The organism is Bradyrhizobium sp. URHD0069 (genome assembly GCF_000701345.1).
Classification (GTDB): Bacteria; Pseudomonadota; Alphaproteobacteria; order Rhizobiales; family Xanthobacteraceae; genus Bradyrhizobium.
Genome location: NZ_JNIJ01000014.1, coordinates 147,471 through 164,649 on the forward strand (window position 1 = coordinate 147,471; position 17,179 = coordinate 164,649).

A 17,179-nucleotide genomic window follows, 5' to 3' on the forward strand; every position below is an offset into this window, starting at 1 on the left:
AATTTTGAGTGCGCGATAGCGCCACGGCGTCATCGCTCAGAACACTTTTGCGACCAGTACGCGCAGGCGCGAGTGCAACCTTCGCGACCACTGCTCACTTCAACAAGGGATCGAGGAAACGCAGATGCTCCCGCACGAAGACGGGACGTAGATGTGTATTGTCTGAGAATTTCGGCTCGCCCGCTCCGAAGAACGGCAAGCAGCCGTCGCCGCTGCCGCAGATGTCGGGAAAGGAATCGAGTAGCGTTGCGCCAGTGTGCTCGCCGACGGTGCGCAGTTTGGCGTCGACGGCAGCATGGATGGCTTGTAGGTCGGCGATGGGTATTGCCTTCTCAACGTCCGGAGCTATTTGAAAGCCGGTCAGGCTGCGCGTCACCATCTCGCCGGGATTGAAGCGGTGGTGTCCGGGCGCCCCAAGCACCAAATAGACGTTGGCTCCCTCGCCCTGCAACAAGCGTACATAGTCTTCAAGATTGGCGTAGAAGGCGTCCATGCCCTCCTTTGTGTTCAAGGGCAAACGCTTACCCTCGCGCTCGATCAGCATGCCTTCGTCGCTGTAGCCTGTCCATGCAGCACCCAGCACCACCGATTGCACTTTCTCACGCTGTACCAAGTCGACTAAAATGCCGGGCAAACCAGCGCAACGCGCAAATTTGTCCCGCTGGATCAGTCCCGGCACCGGAGCGCACCTGGGGCCTGTCACGAAATAGGTATTGGCTGCCAGCTGCCCTTCGTCGGCCAGTTGCTGCACGCGGGGCCCGTAGTGGAACAGCAGGCTGTCGCCGCTTAGCGCCACCTTGCGCTCGCCGTGGCGGAGATGCGCGACCAAAGTCCAGTCGTGGTCTAACACCTTCATGCCCTTGGTCGGCTTGAAGTCCGCATCGAGCTTGGCGTCGCCGATCTTGCGCATGTCGATGCCGGGAAGGGCGGGGAAACGTTCTGGGAAACCATTGTTGATCCACACCGCCAGGCCGCAGGCACCGAGCACCGCCACGCAAGCAGCGACGATCTGGGTGCCACGGTGGCGGTGCGTCCCAAAGCGGATCGGATACTCGATGAAACGGTAAGTGGCCCAAGCCAGCAGAAAACTCGCAGCCACAAGTGCCGTGGCCATCAGGGGCGTCGGGACCTTGCCCAGACGAATGACATAGGCATAAGAAATCAGTGGCCAGTGCCAGAGATAGAGCGGATAGCTTATCAGTCCGACAAAGACGACGGCGCGGTTGGAGAAGACGATTCGGTTCAGCGTCGCCTCGGGGCCGGCCAGGATTATCGCCACGGCTCCCGCCACCGGCAGCAGAGCAGGCCAGCCTGGAAAGCGTATGTCTGGCGTGAACAGCGCCACCGATGTCAACAGGGCGGCTAAGCCCGCAAAGGAAATCCAGGACCGGACAAGGGGCGTAAGGACAATCCGGCGCCGCCAGGCCAGACCCGCCCCGGCCAAGAGCTCCCAGAAACGTGAGACGGGTAAATAGAAGTCGTCGGAGATGTTGGTGATGGACAGCGCGACGTTGATTGCGAAGGAGGCCAGGAACAGCACGGCCAGCAGTCGTCCCACCCTGGCCTTCATCCGGAAGGCCATCCATAGCAAGACCGGCCAGAGGATGTAGAACTGCTCTTCGATACCCAGGGACCACAGATGCAAGAGCGGCTTTAAGCTGGCGGCGCTGTCGAAATAGCCGCTTTCGCTCCATAGCGCTATGTTCGAGAGGAAGCCTGCGCCGAAGAACACATGCTTGCCCAGCTGTGCCAGCTCGGACGGCGTCAGGGAGACGAAACCGTAAGCCAACACGGCGGCCAGGCAAACAGCAAGCGCCGGAAAGATGCGCCGGATGCGTCGCGCATAGAAGGTCGTGACCGAGAAGCGGTGCTCGGCTATTTCAGCGAAAAGTATTGACGAGATGAGGAAGCCCGAAATGACGAAGAAGATGTCTACGCCCACATAGCCGCCGCGGACCTCTTTCGGGAAGGCGTGATAGAGCACTACTGCAAGTACGGCAAAGGCCCGCAGCCCATCGATGTCCGGGCGGTAGTGGTCGGTGGCCTGCGGCGAAGGAAAGGGCTTCGTCATACCCAAGACATTGCCTCGGATCGTGTTGAAATTCTGAAGAAACAGGGATTGCCGGCGTCGAGCCGATAGGCTTGGGATTAGAGGAGAGTACCGCTCTCAGGCGAGCGTTTGAAGATCGAGAGGAAATCCTGAAGTCGATGAGTGACGACGGCCGGCGTCGCGGCCGGCGGCCAGCTGTTATTCGGCAGGCTGCGCCGTGGCGATCCGGTCGTAGCCTTTCAGCCAGTAGATCGTCGCCGACACCACCCACGCGATGACGAAAATGCCGACGATGACAAAGCCGAAATTGGCGAGATCGTTATTGATCTCGCTGATCCAGCCCACGAACCCGTTTCCGAGCCCGAATTTTTCCCCGATCAGCGCGATCGCTTCGATGCCGCCGATGAACAGCGCAATCACGACCGATACCGCGGTGATCGTCAGATTATACCACAGCTTGCGGATCGGATGGACGAATGCCCAACCGTAGGCGCCGACCATCAGCGCACTATCCGCAGTGTCAACCAGTACCATGCCGGCTGCGAACAGCGCCGGAAACACCAGCGCGTGCCAGGGCGACAGGCCATTCGCGGCGTCAGACGCTGCAATGCTCAAGAGCCCGATCTCGGTAGCGGTATCGAAGCCAAGGCCGAACAGAATGCCGATCGGATACAAGTGCCAAGCCTTGTTCACGAAACGAAACAACGGGCGAAATATCCTGCCGATCACGCCGCCGGCAGGCGTCTCATCGCCTCTATCGCAATCGAGGGCGCCGCGGCGCGCGGCGTTGCGAAACGAACGCCATACCGAGCGAAGAATGAGCAGGTTGATGACCGCGATCAGCAGCAGGAAGATCGCGGAAATCGAAACGCCGATGGCGCCGCTGTAGCTCTTGAAGGTGGCGAGGTCGTCTTTCACCACGGCGGCCGTTACCGCGAGCAGTCCGACCGCGACGAAGACGACTGTTGAATGGCCGAGCGAAAAGAACAGCCCCGCCGTCATCGCGCGTTCGCCTTGCTGCATCAGCTTGCGCACGGTGTTGTCGATCGCCGCGATGTGGTCGGCATCGACAGCGTGGCGCAGCCCGAATACCCAGGCAAGCAGCGCGGCGCCAAGCAGCGCCGGCCGCCCCTGTGAGACCACAAGCGCCCAGGCCCAGGCCGCGATATTGAAAGCAATCAAGACCGCGAACAGGCCTGTGGCAGAGCCGGACCATTTGCCGGTGGCACGAACTACGATCGGGGAAGCAGACGTCGGCACGGCGAAGACGGGGGCAGGCGTGGTCGTGGGCCTAGTCGCCATCTCGCATTCCATCCATCGGTTGTGGTGATCGCGCGCCGGAAGACCAAAACGAAACTGCCGGCAGGCGCGCCCACCGTCCTGTGGGACGTCGGCCGAGCGCCTGTCGGCTCGCCAATATGTATGGCAAATGGCCCCTGAGTGACAAATTTTTTGAAAGCCCAAGGCCAAAACCCAATAAAAGCCTTGCAGGATGAATCGGTTGTCGATGCGTTGTCGGCCATGCGACAGTCGCGAGGATTAAAAATGTTAAGGACCCATAGATGAATGAACAAGCAGCCACGAACGAACGGAAGCCGCAGTCTGCTTCGGCTTTTCAAGCCATTCGGGCGATCGACTATACGGTCATTTTCGTGCGCGATATGGCAGCGATGCGTCGCTTCTACGAAGACATCCTTGGTTTCCCACTGCTAAAAGAGCTTTCGCCAGCTTGGATCGAATATCGGGTGGGCGGCAACACCTTGGCCTTGGCCAAGCCAAGCCTGACTGCAGCAGATGTTCCAACGCCCAACGGCAGCGCCTCACTTCAGCTGGCATTCAAGGTTTCCGCTCCCGAAGTTGATCAGTGCGCCGACGAACTCGTGCGGCAGGGCGTCAATCTGCTCTCACCGCCCACTGACCGGGTCTTTGGACATCGCACGCTGTTCTTCCGTGATCCGGATGGAAATCTACTGGAGGTGTTTGCGGACATTTAGTTGTCGAGAGGTCGACTGAGAGCTCATGCCTGCAAGCAACGCCGCCACACAGAGCACGCCTTCTGTCGGCTCAAGGGCAGCGCATCGCCACTCGCTACGACAGGCTGGCGAGAAACTTCCTCACCTCCGTCTGCCTCGTTGCGGCTATCGTCTGGTGTATTTTATGAGTCTGGACCTCGTTCGATCGGCGCCCGTCCGCGAAGAACATCTGCCGGGCAAGCAGCCAGTGGCGCCGATGCCACGCCGCAGCTGCCTGGATTTTCTGATTTATCCAGGTTGTGGTGAGGCAGAGACGCACGGGCTGCCTCTCGGTTAATTGTTAAGTCACTGAAATTTCATTCAATTTTGACGAAAAATGGTTTGGCTGGTGCTGGCGGCCCTCGAAGTCTTTAGCCCACCGCCACCCGCCCCATTTCCCTGGACTCGGGCGCCGCAGCAGCCATTTCGGCGATAGTGACGTCGTGCTCCGGGCTTCTCCCGCCCGCCCGAGACCACGAGATTTGTTGCTTTACCGGGCGCTCGGGCCTACAAGCCCGTCTTCAACCGAAGGACAGGCGATGGCCCACAATTACTCGATCAACGACGATGTCCATCACCAGCTGCAGGGGCCGCAGGGCCGCGCAGATCTCAAGCAGCGAAGCATCTATACCATCGTCACGTGCCTGCCGATCGAAGCGGACGGCCGCCCGCGCTATCGCATCAAGAGCAAGACCGATAACGTCGAGCGCGTCGTGACCGAGGAACAGATCCGCCGGCTCGACTGATCGGCGGCCAGTGTTCCTTCACGCGGCTGATCCCACTACTTCGACACAAGCACCGGCTCGGCCAGAGCAGAGCGGGCGAATTTTTTGACCGCCATGGGCTTGCCGAACAGATAGCCCTGGACCAGGTCGAAACCCATCTCGTTCGCCGCGACAAAATCCGCGCGGGTCTCGATTCCCTTGGCAACGACCCGGACGCCGTACCCCCTGGCGAGTTCGATGATGCGACGGCACACCGTCCGTTTCAGCCGGTCATTGGCGCAGCCAGTGACGAATTGCCGATCGACCTTGAGTTCGGCGAAGGGGAAGGTGTCGAGCCCCATCAGCGCCGGCCAGTCGGTCCCAAGATCGTCGATCGAGACCGCGACATTGTGAAGGCGCATTTTCTTCGCGAATTCGATCAGCAGATCCAGATTGTCAATGACCTCGGTGCTGTTGATTTCGATCAGCAGTCCCCCGAATGCGGGATGCGTCGGCATCCGGTGGCAAAGATCGGGCATCGCCCGGGGATTCCTGAGAAAGGAGACCGGCAGGTTGATCGAGATGTCGGTCGGGCTCTGCTGATCGAGCAGGTAGCGCCAGTCCTCCATGGCGCGGTCGATCACGAAATCCGACAGGCGCAGGAAATCTGGATCGTCGTCTTCCGGGATAAAATAGCCTGGCGGGACTACGCCCCAGGTCGGGTGTCGCATCCGCACCAGCGCCTCGGCACCGCAGCGAACCAGCGTGCGGGCATCGATCTTCGGCTGGTACCACAATTCGAGCCAACCGGCGTGCAGCGCCTCGGGCACGTGGACTGCCGGGCTAGGGGCCGGTTCCTCCGGCAGAAGCATGGCAATTCGCTCACGCAACGTATCTGCGGCGAACGGCGTGGTGAGCGGCGGCAGCATTGCGATGCCGTATTCCTCGCCAACCTGCTGCACCGCCTTGACGATGATCGACTCACGGGCGCCGAGGGTGAGAACCTTGCCGCCGAATCCTCGGCGCACCAGGATTTCAAGAATCTTGCCGGCCTCGATACCATCGACCGACACCCCGAAAACGATCAGATCCGGAAGCTGGGACTCCAGTATCTTCCCCAGCTGGTCGGCCTTTGCGCATTCGCTGGTTACGAAGCCGAGATCTTCAAGCACGTCGGTGAGGAATGCTCGCAGGTGCTTCTTGCTGTCCGCGACGCAAGCCCGAGGCGTCATTTTCCGCCGCCCAAAGGTTGTGCATCTTTCCGCTAGATCGCCGTCGCACAGAGTGTCCGTCATCGCTGATCTCCCCGTCGTTGTGCAGACGGTCTAGCGGCGCGCATGGATTCAAATATGGAGATACTTCGTTTTCAGAATTGAATTAACCGAGTAACGTTAAACCGCGCAGTAAGAGTAAAATTGTCGCGAAATTATTTATAACCGCTCAAGCATGTGGCGCTGAGCGCATCAACCAAGGCCAGAAGCATATCATTCGGACCGACAGCCTGCGCGGCAAGACCGGCGCGGCAGCTCAAGCGATTGAAGAGAACGACACGCGCGAAATTCCAGCCGCGACCACGCGCGATAACCCTGCGTTGTTGCTTTCAAAGATCGCGCTGCCGGAGCGTTTCGACGCGGGTGCAGCGCCGCGCGGGTTTTTGTTCTAAAATGGGCCAATCTGAAACGGAGAGCTGCTGAGCGAACGCACGCATTGGCTGGCACTGCTCGCTTTCGCGGCGTGAGCAATTCGATCTCGCGGCTTTCTTCAATCGCAATGCACCGAGGTGAACATGTCTACCCATCTCTCAAGGCGGAACTTCACCAAAGTCGTCAGTGCTGCCACGTTCGGGATGACAACGCTGCCGTCGTCGGCCGGCCTCGCCCAGACATCGGCGGAAAAACGGCCGAAATTGGCGCAGGGTGCCGCCACGTTTCCGGACGACTTCTCCTGGGGCGTCGGCACGTCAGCGTTTCAGATCGAGGGCGCTGTCAAGGAAGATGGTCGCGGCCCATCGATCTGGGACACCTACACGCATACGCCGGGCAAGATCGCGAGCGGCGACAACGCCGACGTCGCCAACGATCACTATCATCGCTACAAGGATGATGTGAAGCTGATGCAGGATATCGGCGTCAGGACCTACCGTTTCTCAATCTCCTGGCCGCGAATCTTTCCCGACGGCACCGGTCAGCCGAACGCAAAAGGCCTCGACTTCTACCGCCGCCTGGTCGATGCGCTTCTCGAAGCCGGCATTGAACCATTTCCTACACTCTATCACTGGGACCTGCCGCAGGCGCTGCAGGACAAGGGCGGGTGGCAATCTCGCGACACCGCCGGCGCATTTGCGAACTATGCGGGTTATGTCGCGGGGCAGCTTAGTGACCGGACCAAGAACTTCTTCACGATCAACGAATTCTTCTCGTTCGTGGATATAGGCCATCGCGGCATTGATACGATGGTCGATGGCAAGAAGGTCCGGTTCGAACTTGCTCCGGGTTTGAGACTGTCAAACGCCAAGCTGAATCAGGTCCGGCACAACGCCGTCCTCGCCCAGGGGCTTGCGGTCCAGGCGATCCGCGCCAACGGAAGAGCAGGGACCAGGTGCGGACCGGCGGACAATCTCAGCACGGCGGTGCCGGCGATCGAAACACCCGAGAACATCAAAGCGGCGGAGATGGCAACCCGCGAAATGAACGCCGGTTACCTGACCGTGATTCTCGAAGGAAAGTACACCGACACCTATCTCGCCAATGCCGGGAATGACGCGCCGAAATTCACCGACGAAGACCTGGAGGTCATCTCCTCACCGGTCGATTTCATCGGCCTCAACCTCTACCGGCCCGCCGCCTATGTCGTGGCTTCGGACCGGGGATTTCGGCCGATACCATTCAATAAGTCGCACCCGCGGATGCTTTCGTTGTGGCACTTGCTGGGTCCCGAGGTGATGTATTGGGCTCCGCGGCAGGTGCAGTCGCTATGGAACGCCAAACAAATCTACATTGCCGAGAGCGGCTGCGGAGCGAGCGACGAGCTGTCCGCCAACGGGACCGTCGACGACTCCGACCGCATCATGTTTCTTCGTAACCACCTCGCGCATCTCCAGCGGGCAACCGCGGAGGGTGTGCCCGTCAAGGGCTACTTTCACTGGAGCCTGATGGATAATTTCGAGTGGAGCGACGGTTTTGCGAACCGGTTCGGCCTCGTCTATGTCGACTACAAAACCCAAAAGCGGATACCAAAACTCAGCGCGGCCTATTTCCGCGAAGCCGTCGCCAGGAACGCGGTGGTTTAGCCGGTGAATGCCGGTTCGGGGTCCGCTACCTCTCGTCGGGAGTGTGCAACGCCCTACTGCGCGTTGTCGTGCTGCCCGATGCCGATCGCCTTGTAGTCGTAGGTCGGATAGAATTCCGTGCGATAGCTGCCCCAGGCGGTGTTTTCCAACACGCGGTTGACCTCGCGCAGCCGCGGCGCCGGCAGCCGGAGCGTGACGACTTGTCCGATCCCCATCATGATGTACCAGCTCACGACTTCGATGCCGGGCGGGGGAAAGGCCTTGTAAAAACCTTGCCTCTCGAGCTGCGCGTTGAGGTCGCTTAACGGACGCGACTGGTCGTGCTTTAAAAATATCGTGAGCAGAACGGCATTGTCCGCCGTCGGCGCCGCGTTTTCGGCCGGCGCCGTCGCCGTTTGTGCGGCGGTGGCTGAACTGAACGTCGAAGCGCCGGCCGCCATCACGATGGCCATTAGTGATCCGATCCCTCGACCCATCGCCATCTCCCTTTCCAAGATGTCCGATCACCCTTGAAGGGTGATTGCACCCGGAGATCATCCCGGACAAACCGGGCCTGCAAACCTGAAATCACCGTGATGGATACTCCCCGGAAATATCTCTGCCGGTGTAGTCGGTCATCAGGGCTGTCGCCGCCAGCGTAATCACCGCGCAAATCGCGATATAGATGGCAATGGCATAAGACGAATGAAACGTGCCGTACAGCCACGTCGCGATCAGCGGCGCCGGGCCTCCGGCGATGACGGAGGCGAGCTGATAGCCGAGCGAGGCGCCGCTGTAGCGTAAGCGCCCGGTAAAACTTTCGGCGATCAATGCGGCCTGCGGTCCGTACATCATGTCGTGCGGAATGAGCGAGAGGATCACCGCCAAAAAGATCACGGTTTCCGACCCGGCGTTGAGCATGGCGAAATAGATGAAACCGAACACGCCGGTCACCGCCGCTCCGATCCCGTACATATTCTTGCGGCCGATGTGGTCGGACAGGTGACCGAACAGCGGGATCGAGACAAACGACAGCACGGATGCCGACAGCACTGCGGTGAGCAGGAAGTCGCGCGAGACGTTTAGCGACGCGGTGCCGTAAGAAAAGATGAAGGCGGTGAAGATGTAAAACGGCGCCTGCTCGGCCATGCGCGCCAGCGCGGAAAGCAGGATTTCCTTCGGGTGCCGCTTGATGACCGTCAGCATCGGGGTGCGTTCGACCTTGCGCTCGGCGAGCAGCTTGGCGAACACGGGCGTCTCCAGAATGCCTAGCCGGATGTAAAGGCCGACGCCGACCAGTAAAAGACTCACGGCAAACGGAATGCGCCAGCCCCAGGTCAAAAAATTGTCGCCGGACATATGGCTGAAGGCGAGCACGGCGAGATTGGCGAGGAACAGGCCGCAGGGAACGCCGAATTGCGGCCAGGATGCGATCAGCCCGCGCGAGCGATCGTCGCGCGCCCATTCCATCGACATCAGCACCGAGCCGCCCCACTCGCCGCCGACGCCGACGCCCTGGATGAATCGCAGCACCGTCAGGATCACCGCGCCCCAGATGCCGATGCTCTCATAAGTCGGCACCAGCGCAACGGCGAACGTCGCCAGTCCCATCAGCAGCAGCGTCGCGATCAGCGTCGACTTGCGGCCGATACGGTCGCCGTAATGACCGAAAATCGCAGCGCCGACCGGGCGCGCAATGAAGCCGACGGCGTAGATCGCGAAGGCTTCGAGCGTTCCGACCCAGGGGTCTGAGTGCGGAAAAAACAGCTTGGCGAAGACGAGGCCCGTGACGGTGCTGTAGAGGAAAAAATCGTACCACTCGATCGCGGTCCCGATGGTGGATGCGATGACGGCGCGGCGAAGCTGAACCTGATGCTCGCTCGCGGTGAGGCCAAGGCCATCGCGATTGGAAGGTTTGGTCATAAAGGTGCCTCTCCGGCGGCGTTTTCTCAAGCCAAGTGAACGGTTGACGGGGAAACTTGCGCCTCACGTCCGGGTTCCACACGGTTGCCAGGGATTTGAAGGAATGCGCGGCACGCTTGCGTGAGACGGTGGAAGAGCATTGCCAAGGCGATGCCGGCAGAACGCGGCTTTCAAGGCTCGCGCGTCGCGGTCAACTTCTGCCGTAACTGCTTTGCCAAATGTGAAGCATGTCACACCGGGTCGCAGGCTTCCGCGCTATGACGGGTGCAGGGGGTCACTCCAAGCATGGAGGACGGCACAATGAGCACGCGGCGGATGGCATACTGGTGGTTCTGGCTGGTCGTCTCAGGACGCTTCATTGAGAAATTCCTGAACTTTGCAATGCAAGAGGCGTTCGCAGCGTCGTTGCGGCAATGCATTCCACCGGACGACGACCGTAAGACTCTTGTCTAGAGCGTTTTCAAGCGAAAGCCTGCCCCGGACGTGATCCGGGGTGGAGCCCGGTTCGCGTCAAGAAAACGCGCCAAATCAGGGATCCAGAGCCCCGTTTCGATTCCATCGAAACGGAAAAGGCTCTAGGCGCGCGATTTCTCGGGCTGGCCGACTAACTTCTTGCAATAGGCCGCTCCCTCGCTCAGCGCATCGCGTCCCTTCCAGGCCAGATGAGTCAGGCGTCCGGTCAAGGATTGATGGCGGCGCAGGCTGCGCGATCCCAGAACATGGCCGATATTGTCTGGAAACCGGCTCACCTCGGCTTCCACCAGAACGGCGATCGCGTTCATCAGATCGCGGAGCCGCGCGCCCCAATCGGACTGGTCGAACAGATCGATCCGGACCTGCAATGCGTATTCGGTGTCGTAGAGATCGGTCAGCAGATGCTTGGCGACCAGAACCCGATTAGCCTTGAGCGCGCTGCGCAGCGCCAACCGCTTGTCCTCCAGCCGGTCGAGCACCATCGAAATTGTAATGGCATAAGGGGTGGCAGCGACGTCAGCGGCGTTTTTGCTGGGCGCGGCCTTGGTGGCAAGACGGATCAGGTGCCAGGAAGTTTTGAGTTGGTTGGCAACCAGCGTCAGCGCAAAGGGAAGTGCGTCGGGGTGTTTTTTTCCGAACGCGTCCAGCAACGCCGTTACCTTGAGAATCCGCGCGTCATCGAACTTTGCGATCGTGGAGGGGAGCGCATCATTGAACTGCGCCAGCGCGTCGCGGGCGCGCAGCACGCACATCATCTTGATCAGGTCGCCATAGGCCGCGCGTGAAGTAGTATAGGTCGCGAGTTTGTTCCGGGTTTGATCGGCGCCGTCCGGCGAGCTGAGCGTGCTATCGAGATATTTGCCGACCTTGGTCTGGAACGTGGCGGCGACCCGGCGGGCTTGGCGCAGATTGTCGGCGGCGATCAGCCGGTTGATCTCCTTGACATAGTCGCGCGCCATCGTCGGCAGCAGATCTCGGCTGATCCATTCCCAGAGGGGAGACAGCGAACCACTCAGGATCCGGCCGGAATTGGCATGCTCCGGAGCGCCGTCGACGAGCAACGGTTCCAACGGCGCAAAGAAATGCCGCGAGGGATTGCCGGCGCGATGTTGAGCAGACTCATCCTTGCGGAATTCGGCGCGCAGTCTGGCCAGAATCTCTGCGGAGCCGGGCATCTCGGTGCCGCAGACCTCCAGCCGCTCGAGTTCGGTCAAAAGACTGCCGCGCGCCAGCGGCGTCAGCTTGTTCAGATACGCCTCGATCCGAGTGGCCTGGGCCATTACAGCGAATTTTCCGCAAGTTGACGAAATATTAAGCATCAGTCCGCCGCCCACAGGCGCGGCTGGCGGGATGGAAGCATGCAAACAGTTCTCGCTGGATTAAAAAAGCCCCGTGAAACTACGGGCATGCGTTTGCCCTCTTCTCAGTTGAGCTGCGGAGGTTGGTCCGTCATCGCGACATTCACCGCGATATGCGATCGTTTCGCGCCGAATCCTTGCAATGACGACGTTTTTCCGTTCGAGCCTTTGTCGAAATCTTCGTGGCCTTGCTAAGTAAAAATTAACCAGCGACGAGGTTAGGCCCGTTTAAGAAATTGCTGCGTCAGCTCAACGGGCCAATGACCGCGCTGTTACGCTACCTGGGCGGGATCAGGCAGCCCCCACGAGTTTTCGCAGGCGCGGCACCGGTGTAGGCCGCGTCGGAAGTTTGTATCAAGTTGTGTCAGGTCGAGACATCAGTCATCAACCAACCGCCGCGGCAGATTCCCTGCAGGGTTGCGTTTTCGTCTGTCATCCGCGCACCTAGCCTGGCGAATTGGTGTTCGCGTCGCGGTGAAATCGTTCTGCGATACCCGCCTGGAATTTTTCCGATTCGCTTCGTTCGAGAGTCTGCCCGTGACCCCGCCCGATTACGAATACCTGCGCAAGCTTCTCAAGTACCATTCCGGCCTCGATCTGTCTGCCGACAAGCAATATTTGATTGAAAGCCGGTTGCTGCCGCTTTCGCAGAAAGCCGGTCTGTCCGGCATCAGCGAACTCGTGCAGAAAATGAAAGGCGGCGCCGCTTCTATCGCCACCCAGGTGGTCGAGGCCATGACCACCAACGAGACCTTCTTTTTCCGCGACAAGGTTCCGTTCGAACACTTTCGTGATTCGATTATGCCGCAAATCTTGCGGGCGCGCGCCAGCCGCAAGAGCATTCGGATCTGGTGCGCCGCCGGCTCCACGGGTCAGGAACCTTATTCACTGGCGACGTGCCTGAAGGAAATGAGCACCGCGATCGCCGGCTGGCGAATAGAAATCCTCGCGACCGATCTTTCGCAGGAGGTGCTCGAGAAATCCAGGTCCGGAATATACAGTCAATTCGAGGTCCAGCGTGGCCTTCCGATTCAAATGCTGCTCAAGTACTTCAAGCAGGTCGGAGAGTTATGGCAAATCAATCCCGACATTCGCGCGATGGTTCAGCACCGGCAGCTGAATTTGCTGCACGATTTCTCCGCACTCGGTGCCTTTGACGTGATTTTCTGCAGGAACGTTCTGATCTACTTCGATCAGGACACCAAGATCAACACTTTCAATCGACTTGCCAGAGCGACCGAGCCGGACGGCTTCCTCGTGCTCGGCGCGGCGGAAACCGTGGTCGGGTTGACCGATGCCTTCAAGCCCTGTCCGCAACGCGCCAGTCTCTTTCGCCCTGGCGCGGCGCGCGCGACACCCACGAAGATGCCTGCCGTTGGCGTGGTTGCGCCGAAGGTCGCTGTGATGGCGAGTTTATGACAAAATGATGGATGACAACAAAACCCCGCGCGTGACGTTCAGTCATGGATACGGCGTCTGCATCATGGGCATTGACGGAACGTGGCGTCGGGATTGTGTTCTCAACGCGATATCCGACAACGACGCCATGCTCACGGTGGAGGGGTCTATTCAGGGCCTCAACCTCAAGGAGTTCTTTCTGCTGTTGTCGTCGACCGGCCTGGCCTATCGCCGATGCGAACTTGTCCGCGTCAACGGCGCGGAAATTGACATCCAGTTTCTGAAGGCAAGGAACAAGAAAAAGAAGTCGGGCGTCAGTCAAGACACTCATATGAGCCAGTGAATGCATCGGGCCGGCTGAGTTCGCTCAGTCCGGTGATGCTGCTGCGACTGCGACGAAACGGCCGAATGCCGGTTCCATGTTTTGAATTTCATGGCATCCAAGCAGAAAATCAACGGCTGCGCCGAGCTCGCGTTGCACACATTGCACGCACACCAAATTGCGCCGAAGCGCCGCTGCTATTCAATTCTGCATGCGTGCTCTCCTTCGCGCGACTTGTGCGGCAAGTCATCGTCCCATACAAATACGGCAAGTCCCGATCTGGCAGTCGAGCACTCTCTGGCGTGCATGCGTCGTTTTTCAAATTGTATGGACGATGACACATGGCCGAGGAACTAACCGCTCGCGGCGAAATTTTCGTGGTCGACAACGATCCTGCCGTACGCGACACGCTTTCCACGGTTTTGGCGGCCGCCGGCTATCAGGTGGTCTGCTTCGCAGACGGTGCCGCGCTGTTGGAAGTCGTGCGAACGCGAACCCCTTCCTGCATCCTGCTCGACGTGCATATCCCCGGTAAATCCGGCTTCGATATTCTGAAGGAACTGCACGGCGAGAATTATCCCGCGCCGATCTTCATGATCTCCGGGCAGGGCGATATCGCCATGGCCGTCAGCGCCATCAAGAACGGTGCGCTGGATTTCATCGAAAAGCCGTTCCGGGGCAACGAGATCGTTGCCCGGCTGGATGAAGCGATCGGGGCATATGCACGCCGACAGGCGGAGGCTCTGGCGTCAAAAGTCGCATCGCTTCATTTGCCCGGGCGCGAGCCATTGACGCGGCGCGAGCGCGAAGTGCTGGAGCAATTTGCATCCGGCGCTTCCAACAAGGAGGCCGGGCGCCACCTTGGAATCAGCCCGCGCACGATCGAAGATCATCGCGCCAACATCATGAAAAAGCTCGGCGCAAGAAACGCAGCCGATCTGATCCGGATTGTGATGACCGCTCCGCGCAACTCCTGAGAAGCAGTCGGGGCATTACCGGCGAGTGCCTTCCGGATCATCCTGGCCATATCGGATTTGCGGTATGGCTTGGCGAGCGGCAAAACGCCGGCGTCGAGCCGGCCGTGGTGAATGATCAATCCTGCATCCGAACCATCGGCCTCGGGTCAGTGGCAGGAATTCGCGCTTAAAATTAGCGCTTATTGGATAGACGACAGCCAAAGCCGGGGCTTGCTCGGCGTGGACGGCCTGTGAGATGACCTAACGGGACATCCAACAGGGACCATAATGACCAACAAGAAAACCCCGGAAACGCTCCGCAGCGCGCGCTGGTTTGCGCCCGACGATCTTCGTGCCTTCGGGCATCGCTCACGCGCCATGCAGATGGGCTACGCGCCGGAGGAGTGGAAGGACCGTCCGGTTATCGCGATCCTCAATACCTGGTCGGACGCGCAACCCTGCCACATGCATTTCAAGTCGCGCGTCGACGATGTCAAACGTGGCATCCTCATGGCCGGCGGCTTTCCCCTGGAATTGCCGGCGCTGTCGCTGTCGGAATCCTTCCTGAAGCCGACCACCATGCTCTACCGCAATCTGCTGGCGATGGATGCCGAGGAGCTGTTGCGCGGTCACCCCGTTGACGGCGTGGTGCTGATGGGCGGTTGCGACAAGACCACGCCGGCGCTGCTGCTGGGCGCCACCAGCATGAATTTGCCGGCGATCTATCTGCCCGCCGGGCCGATGCTGCGCGGCAACTGGAAGGGCAAGACCCTGGGTTCGGGTTCCGACGCCTGGAAATACTGGGACGAGCGGCGTGCGGGGAAAATCTCCGACAAGGACTGGGTCGATGTCGAGGCCGGCATCGCCCGCAGCTACGGCACCTGCATGACCATGGGCACCGCCTCCACCATGACCGCGATCGCCGAATCGATCGGCATGACGCTGCCGGGGGCGTCGTCGATTCCGGCTGCGGACGCGGGCCACATCCGCATGAGTTCGGAATCCGGCCGGCGCATCGTCGAGATGGTGTGGGAAGACCTGACGCCGAAAAAGATCCAGACCCGCAAGGCGTTCGAAAACGCCATCACGGTGGCGATGGCGATGGGCTGCTCGACCAACGCGATCATTCATTTGATCGCGCAGGCGCGCCGCGCCGGCCAGGATATCGGGCTCGATGATTTCGAGACCGCCAGCCGCAAGGTGCCTGTGATCGCCAACGTCCGGCCGAGCGGCGACACCTATCTGATGGAGGATTTCTTCTATGCCGGGGGTTTGCCCGGCCTGATGAGCCGGATCCGGGATCATCTGCACCTCGATTGCGTGACGGTCACCGGCAAGACGCTCGGCGAGAACATCGCTGATGCCGAAGTCTACAATGATGATGTCATCCGCACGGTTGCCAACCCAATCTATGCCGAGGGCGCGCTCGCCGTGCTGAAGGGCAACCTTGCCCCGGACGGCTGCGTGATCAAACCCAGCGCCTGCGAACCGCGCTTCCTCAAGCATACCGGTCCGGCGCTGGTGTTCGACGATTATCCTGCCATGAAGAAGGCGATCGACGATCCCAATCTCGAAGTCACTGCCGATCATGTCCTGATCCTGCGCAATGCCGGGCCGCAGGGCGGTCCGGGCATGCCGGAATGGGGCATGCTGCCGATCCCCACAAAACTGGTGAAGCAGGGCGTCCGCGACATGGTGCGGCTGTCGGATGCCCGCATGAGCGGCACCAGTTACGGCGCGTGCATCCTGCATGTCTCGCCGGAATCCTATATCGGCGGGCCCTTGGCGCTGGTGCGCACCGGCGACCGCATCACGCTCGACGTCGCGGCGCGCACTATCAATCTCGATGTGACCCAGGCCGAGCTTGCGAAGCGCCGCGCCGCATGGAAGCCGCCCGAGCCTCGCTTCGAGCGCGGCTACGGCTGGATGTTCACGCGCCACATCCGGCAGGCCAATGAAGGCTGCGATTTCGATTTCCTCGAAACCGGGTTCGGCGCGCCGGTCGGCGAACCATCGATTTACTGATCGTCATTCCCCGCGCAAGCGCGTAGCGCTTGTCGCCCCGCGCAAGCGCGTAGCGCTTGTCGCCCGCGCGCAAGTGCGTAGCGCTTGTCGCCGGCGCGCGAAGGGTTGCACCGCTATGCGGCTGCATCGCGCCCGGGCTACGAGTACTGAGGCGATTCAGTTCCGACCCACCGTGGCGTCCTGTTTCCGCAGCACGGTGGTCTTCTCGCCCGGTTCGACCTGATCGATGACAAGCAATTTTATCGGCTCCGTGCCGATGTTCTCGGCCTTGTGCCATTGTCCGCGCGATTCAACGATGAAGTCACCGGACTTGTATTCCTCGCTCTTGCCGGTCCCGGTATTGGTGATGCGCAGCCGGCCGGAGAGCATGTATCCGTAGCGCTGGGAGTTATGCTCGTGCTCGGGCAATTTGGCGCCCGGCTGAATCTCGTAAATCGATGTGATGAGCTGGATCTTGCCCTGCGGCAGCACGATCGGCTGCCCGCTTGAGGTGACGGCAGTGCTGAGCAACGGGCTTATCTTGACCGGATCGGCTTTCGCGGACAGCGGTGCCGCGAGCATCAGCGCCACGGCCGTTACATACATTCTTCTCATGAGATATTCCTTCGCCAGCATTGCGCGCTCATGCAGCGCCGGCTTCAAAAACCATGATCTGAAGCGCGGATAGCAGGGCCGGATACCGTCAACCC

15 protein-coding genes are annotated in these 17,179 nt (G+C 60.2%); 8 read left to right on the forward strand and 7 right to left on the reverse strand.

Annotated features, from left to right (window positions below):
- Positions 1-94: 94 nt before the first annotated feature.
- Entirely contained in the window at positions 95-2,071 is a 1,977-nt protein-coding gene (locus N554_RS0109465; protein WP_051677422.1) for an acyltransferase family protein, read from the reverse strand.
- A gap of 177 nt (positions 2,072-2,248) precedes the next feature.
- Positions 2,249-3,352, reverse strand: a complete 1,104-nt coding sequence (locus N554_RS0109470; protein WP_081851205.1) for a HoxN/HupN/NixA family nickel/cobalt transporter — start codon at positions 3,350-3,352, stop codon at positions 2,249-2,251.
- Between the two features lie 260 nt (positions 3,353-3,612).
- On the opposite strand from N554_RS0109470, the gene N554_RS0109475 reads away from it, so the two are divergent.
- Both N554_RS0109475 and N554_RS0109485 read left to right on the forward strand, forming a co-directional pair.
- Positions 3,613-4,044, forward strand: a complete 432-nt coding sequence (locus N554_RS0109475; RefSeq protein WP_029583247.1) for a VOC family protein — start codon at positions 3,613-3,615, stop codon at positions 4,042-4,044.
- 557 nt (positions 4,045-4,601) lie between these two features.
- Entirely contained in the window at positions 4,602-4,808 is a 207-nt protein-coding gene (locus N554_RS0109485; RefSeq protein ID WP_029583249.1) for a hypothetical protein, read from the forward strand.
- 35 nt (positions 4,809-4,843) lie between these two features.
- Here N554_RS0109485 and N554_RS0109490 read toward each other — a convergent pair whose 3' ends face one another.
- Positions 4,844-5,998 carry an EAL domain-containing response regulator gene (locus N554_RS0109490; protein ID WP_245283562.1) on the reverse strand — a complete coding sequence of 385 codons (1,155 nt, stop codon included), beginning with the start codon at positions 5,996-5,998 and terminating at the stop codon, positions 4,844-4,846.
- Positions 5,999-6,552: 554 nt separating this feature from the next.
- Between N554_RS0109490 and N554_RS0109495 the strand changes: the two genes are divergently transcribed.
- On the forward strand, positions 6,553-8,055 hold the full coding sequence (locus tag N554_RS0109495; protein ID WP_029583251.1) for a GH1 family beta-glucosidase: 1,503 nt from the start codon (positions 6,553-6,555) through the stop codon (positions 8,053-8,055).
- Between the two features lie 53 nt (positions 8,056-8,108).
- On the opposite strand, the gene N554_RS0109500 is transcribed toward N554_RS0109495, so the two are convergent.
- Positions 8,109-8,495 (reverse strand): hypothetical protein, encoded by a 387-nt coding sequence (locus N554_RS0109500; protein WP_051677425.1) that lies wholly within the window; start codon positions 8,493-8,495, stop codon positions 8,109-8,111.
- A gap of 127 nt (positions 8,496-8,622) precedes the next feature.
- On the reverse strand, positions 8,623-9,957 hold the full coding sequence (locus N554_RS0109505; RefSeq protein WP_029583253.1) for an MFS transporter: 1,335 nt from the start codon (positions 9,955-9,957) through the stop codon (positions 8,623-8,625).
- Positions 9,958-10,257: 300 nt separating this feature from the next.
- Between N554_RS0109505 and N554_RS39755 the strand changes: the two genes are divergently transcribed.
- Complete coding sequence (locus N554_RS39755; protein WP_156041863.1) at positions 10,258-10,410, forward strand: hypothetical protein; 153 nt, start codon at positions 10,258-10,260, stop codon at positions 10,408-10,410.
- Between the two features lie 122 nt (positions 10,411-10,532).
- On the opposite strand, the gene N554_RS0109515 is transcribed toward N554_RS39755, so the two are convergent.
- A complete protein-coding gene (locus N554_RS0109515; protein ID WP_029583254.1) occupies positions 10,533-11,711 on the reverse strand; it encodes a hypothetical protein in 1,179 nt (392 codons plus the stop codon).
- A gap of 615 nt (positions 11,712-12,326) precedes the next feature.
- On the opposite strand from N554_RS0109515, the gene N554_RS0109520 reads away from it, so the two are divergent.
- The 4 genes from N554_RS0109520 to araD all read left to right on the forward strand — a co-directional run bounded on the left by N554_RS0109520 (position 12,327) and on the right by araD (position 16,490).
- The gene (locus N554_RS0109520) at positions 12,327-13,208 is read left to right on the forward strand and encodes a CheR family methyltransferase (RefSeq protein WP_029583255.1); all 882 of its coding nucleotides are present in this window, start codon (positions 12,327-12,329) and stop codon (positions 13,206-13,208) included.
- 4 nt (positions 13,209-13,212) lie between these two features.
- On the forward strand, positions 13,213-13,530 hold the full coding sequence (locus tag N554_RS0109525) for a hypothetical protein (protein ID WP_029583256.1): 318 nt from the start codon (positions 13,213-13,215) through the stop codon (positions 13,528-13,530).
- Positions 13,531-13,850: 320 nt separating this feature from the next.
- Positions 13,851-14,486 (forward strand): response regulator transcription factor, encoded by a 636-nt coding sequence (locus N554_RS0109535; protein ID WP_029583257.1) that lies wholly within the window; start codon positions 13,851-13,853, stop codon positions 14,484-14,486.
- A 267-nt stretch (positions 14,487-14,753) separates the two neighbouring features.
- The gene (gene araD / locus N554_RS0109540) at positions 14,754-16,490 is read left to right on the forward strand and encodes an L-arabinonate dehydratase (RefSeq protein ID WP_029583258.1); all 1,737 of its coding nucleotides are present in this window, start codon (positions 14,754-14,756) and stop codon (positions 16,488-16,490) included.
- A 156-nt stretch (positions 16,491-16,646) separates the two neighbouring features.
- Here araD and N554_RS0109545 read toward each other — a convergent pair whose 3' ends face one another.
- The gene (locus tag N554_RS0109545) at positions 16,647-17,084 is read right to left on the reverse strand and encodes a cupin domain-containing protein (RefSeq protein ID WP_029583259.1); all 438 of its coding nucleotides are present in this window, start codon (positions 17,082-17,084) and stop codon (positions 16,647-16,649) included.
- Positions 17,085-17,179 lie beyond the last annotated feature (95 nt).

What these genes read in the sequence shown, in the direction of transcription:
- N554_RS0109465 (WP_051677422.1), bottom strand. Translation starts at nt 2,071, where the DNA reads ATGACGAAGCCCTTTCCTTCGCCGCAGGCCACCGACCACTACCGCCCG.
- N554_RS0109485 (WP_029583249.1), top strand. Translation starts at nt 4,602, where the DNA reads ATGGCCCACAATTACTCGATCAACGACGATGTCCATCACCAGCTGCAG.
- N554_RS0109535 (WP_029583257.1), top strand. Translation starts at nt 13,851, where the DNA reads ATGGCCGAGGAACTAACCGCTCGCGGCGAAATTTTCGTGGTCGACAAC.
- N554_RS0109545 (WP_029583259.1), bottom strand. Translation starts at nt 17,084, where the DNA reads ATGAGAAGAATGTATGTAACGGCCGTGGCGCTGATGCTCGCGGCACCG.
- N554_RS39755 (WP_156041863.1), top strand. Translation starts at nt 10,258, where the DNA reads ATGAGCACGCGGCGGATGGCATACTGGTGGTTCTGGCTGGTCGTCTCA.
- N554_RS0109500 (WP_051677425.1), bottom strand. Translation starts at nt 8,495, where the DNA reads ATGGCGGCCGGCGCTTCGACGTTCAGTTCAGCCACCGCCGCACAAACG.
- N554_RS0109525 (WP_029583256.1), top strand. Translation starts at nt 13,213, where the DNA reads ATGATGGATGACAACAAAACCCCGCGCGTGACGTTCAGTCATGGATAC.
- N554_RS0109505 (WP_029583253.1), bottom strand. Translation starts at nt 9,957, where the DNA reads ATGACCAAACCTTCCAATCGCGATGGCCTTGGCCTCACCGCGAGCGAG.
- N554_RS0109495 (WP_029583251.1), top strand. Translation starts at nt 6,553, where the DNA reads ATGTCTACCCATCTCTCAAGGCGGAACTTCACCAAAGTCGTCAGTGCT.
- N554_RS0109490 (WP_245283562.1), bottom strand. Translation starts at nt 5,998, where the DNA reads ATGACGCCTCGGGCTTGCGTCGCGGACAGCAAGAAGCACCTGCGAGCA.
- N554_RS0109515 (WP_029583254.1), bottom strand. Translation starts at nt 11,711, where the DNA reads ATGGCCCAGGCCACTCGGATCGAGGCGTATCTGAACAAGCTGACGCCG.
- N554_RS0109470 (WP_081851205.1), bottom strand. Translation starts at nt 3,352, where the DNA reads ATGGCGACTAGGCCCACGACCACGCCTGCCCCCGTCTTCGCCGTGCCG.
- araD (WP_029583258.1), top strand. Translation starts at nt 14,754, where the DNA reads ATGACCAACAAGAAAACCCCGGAAACGCTCCGCAGCGCGCGCTGGTTT.
- N554_RS0109475 (WP_029583247.1), top strand. Translation starts at nt 3,613, where the DNA reads ATGAATGAACAAGCAGCCACGAACGAACGGAAGCCGCAGTCTGCTTCG.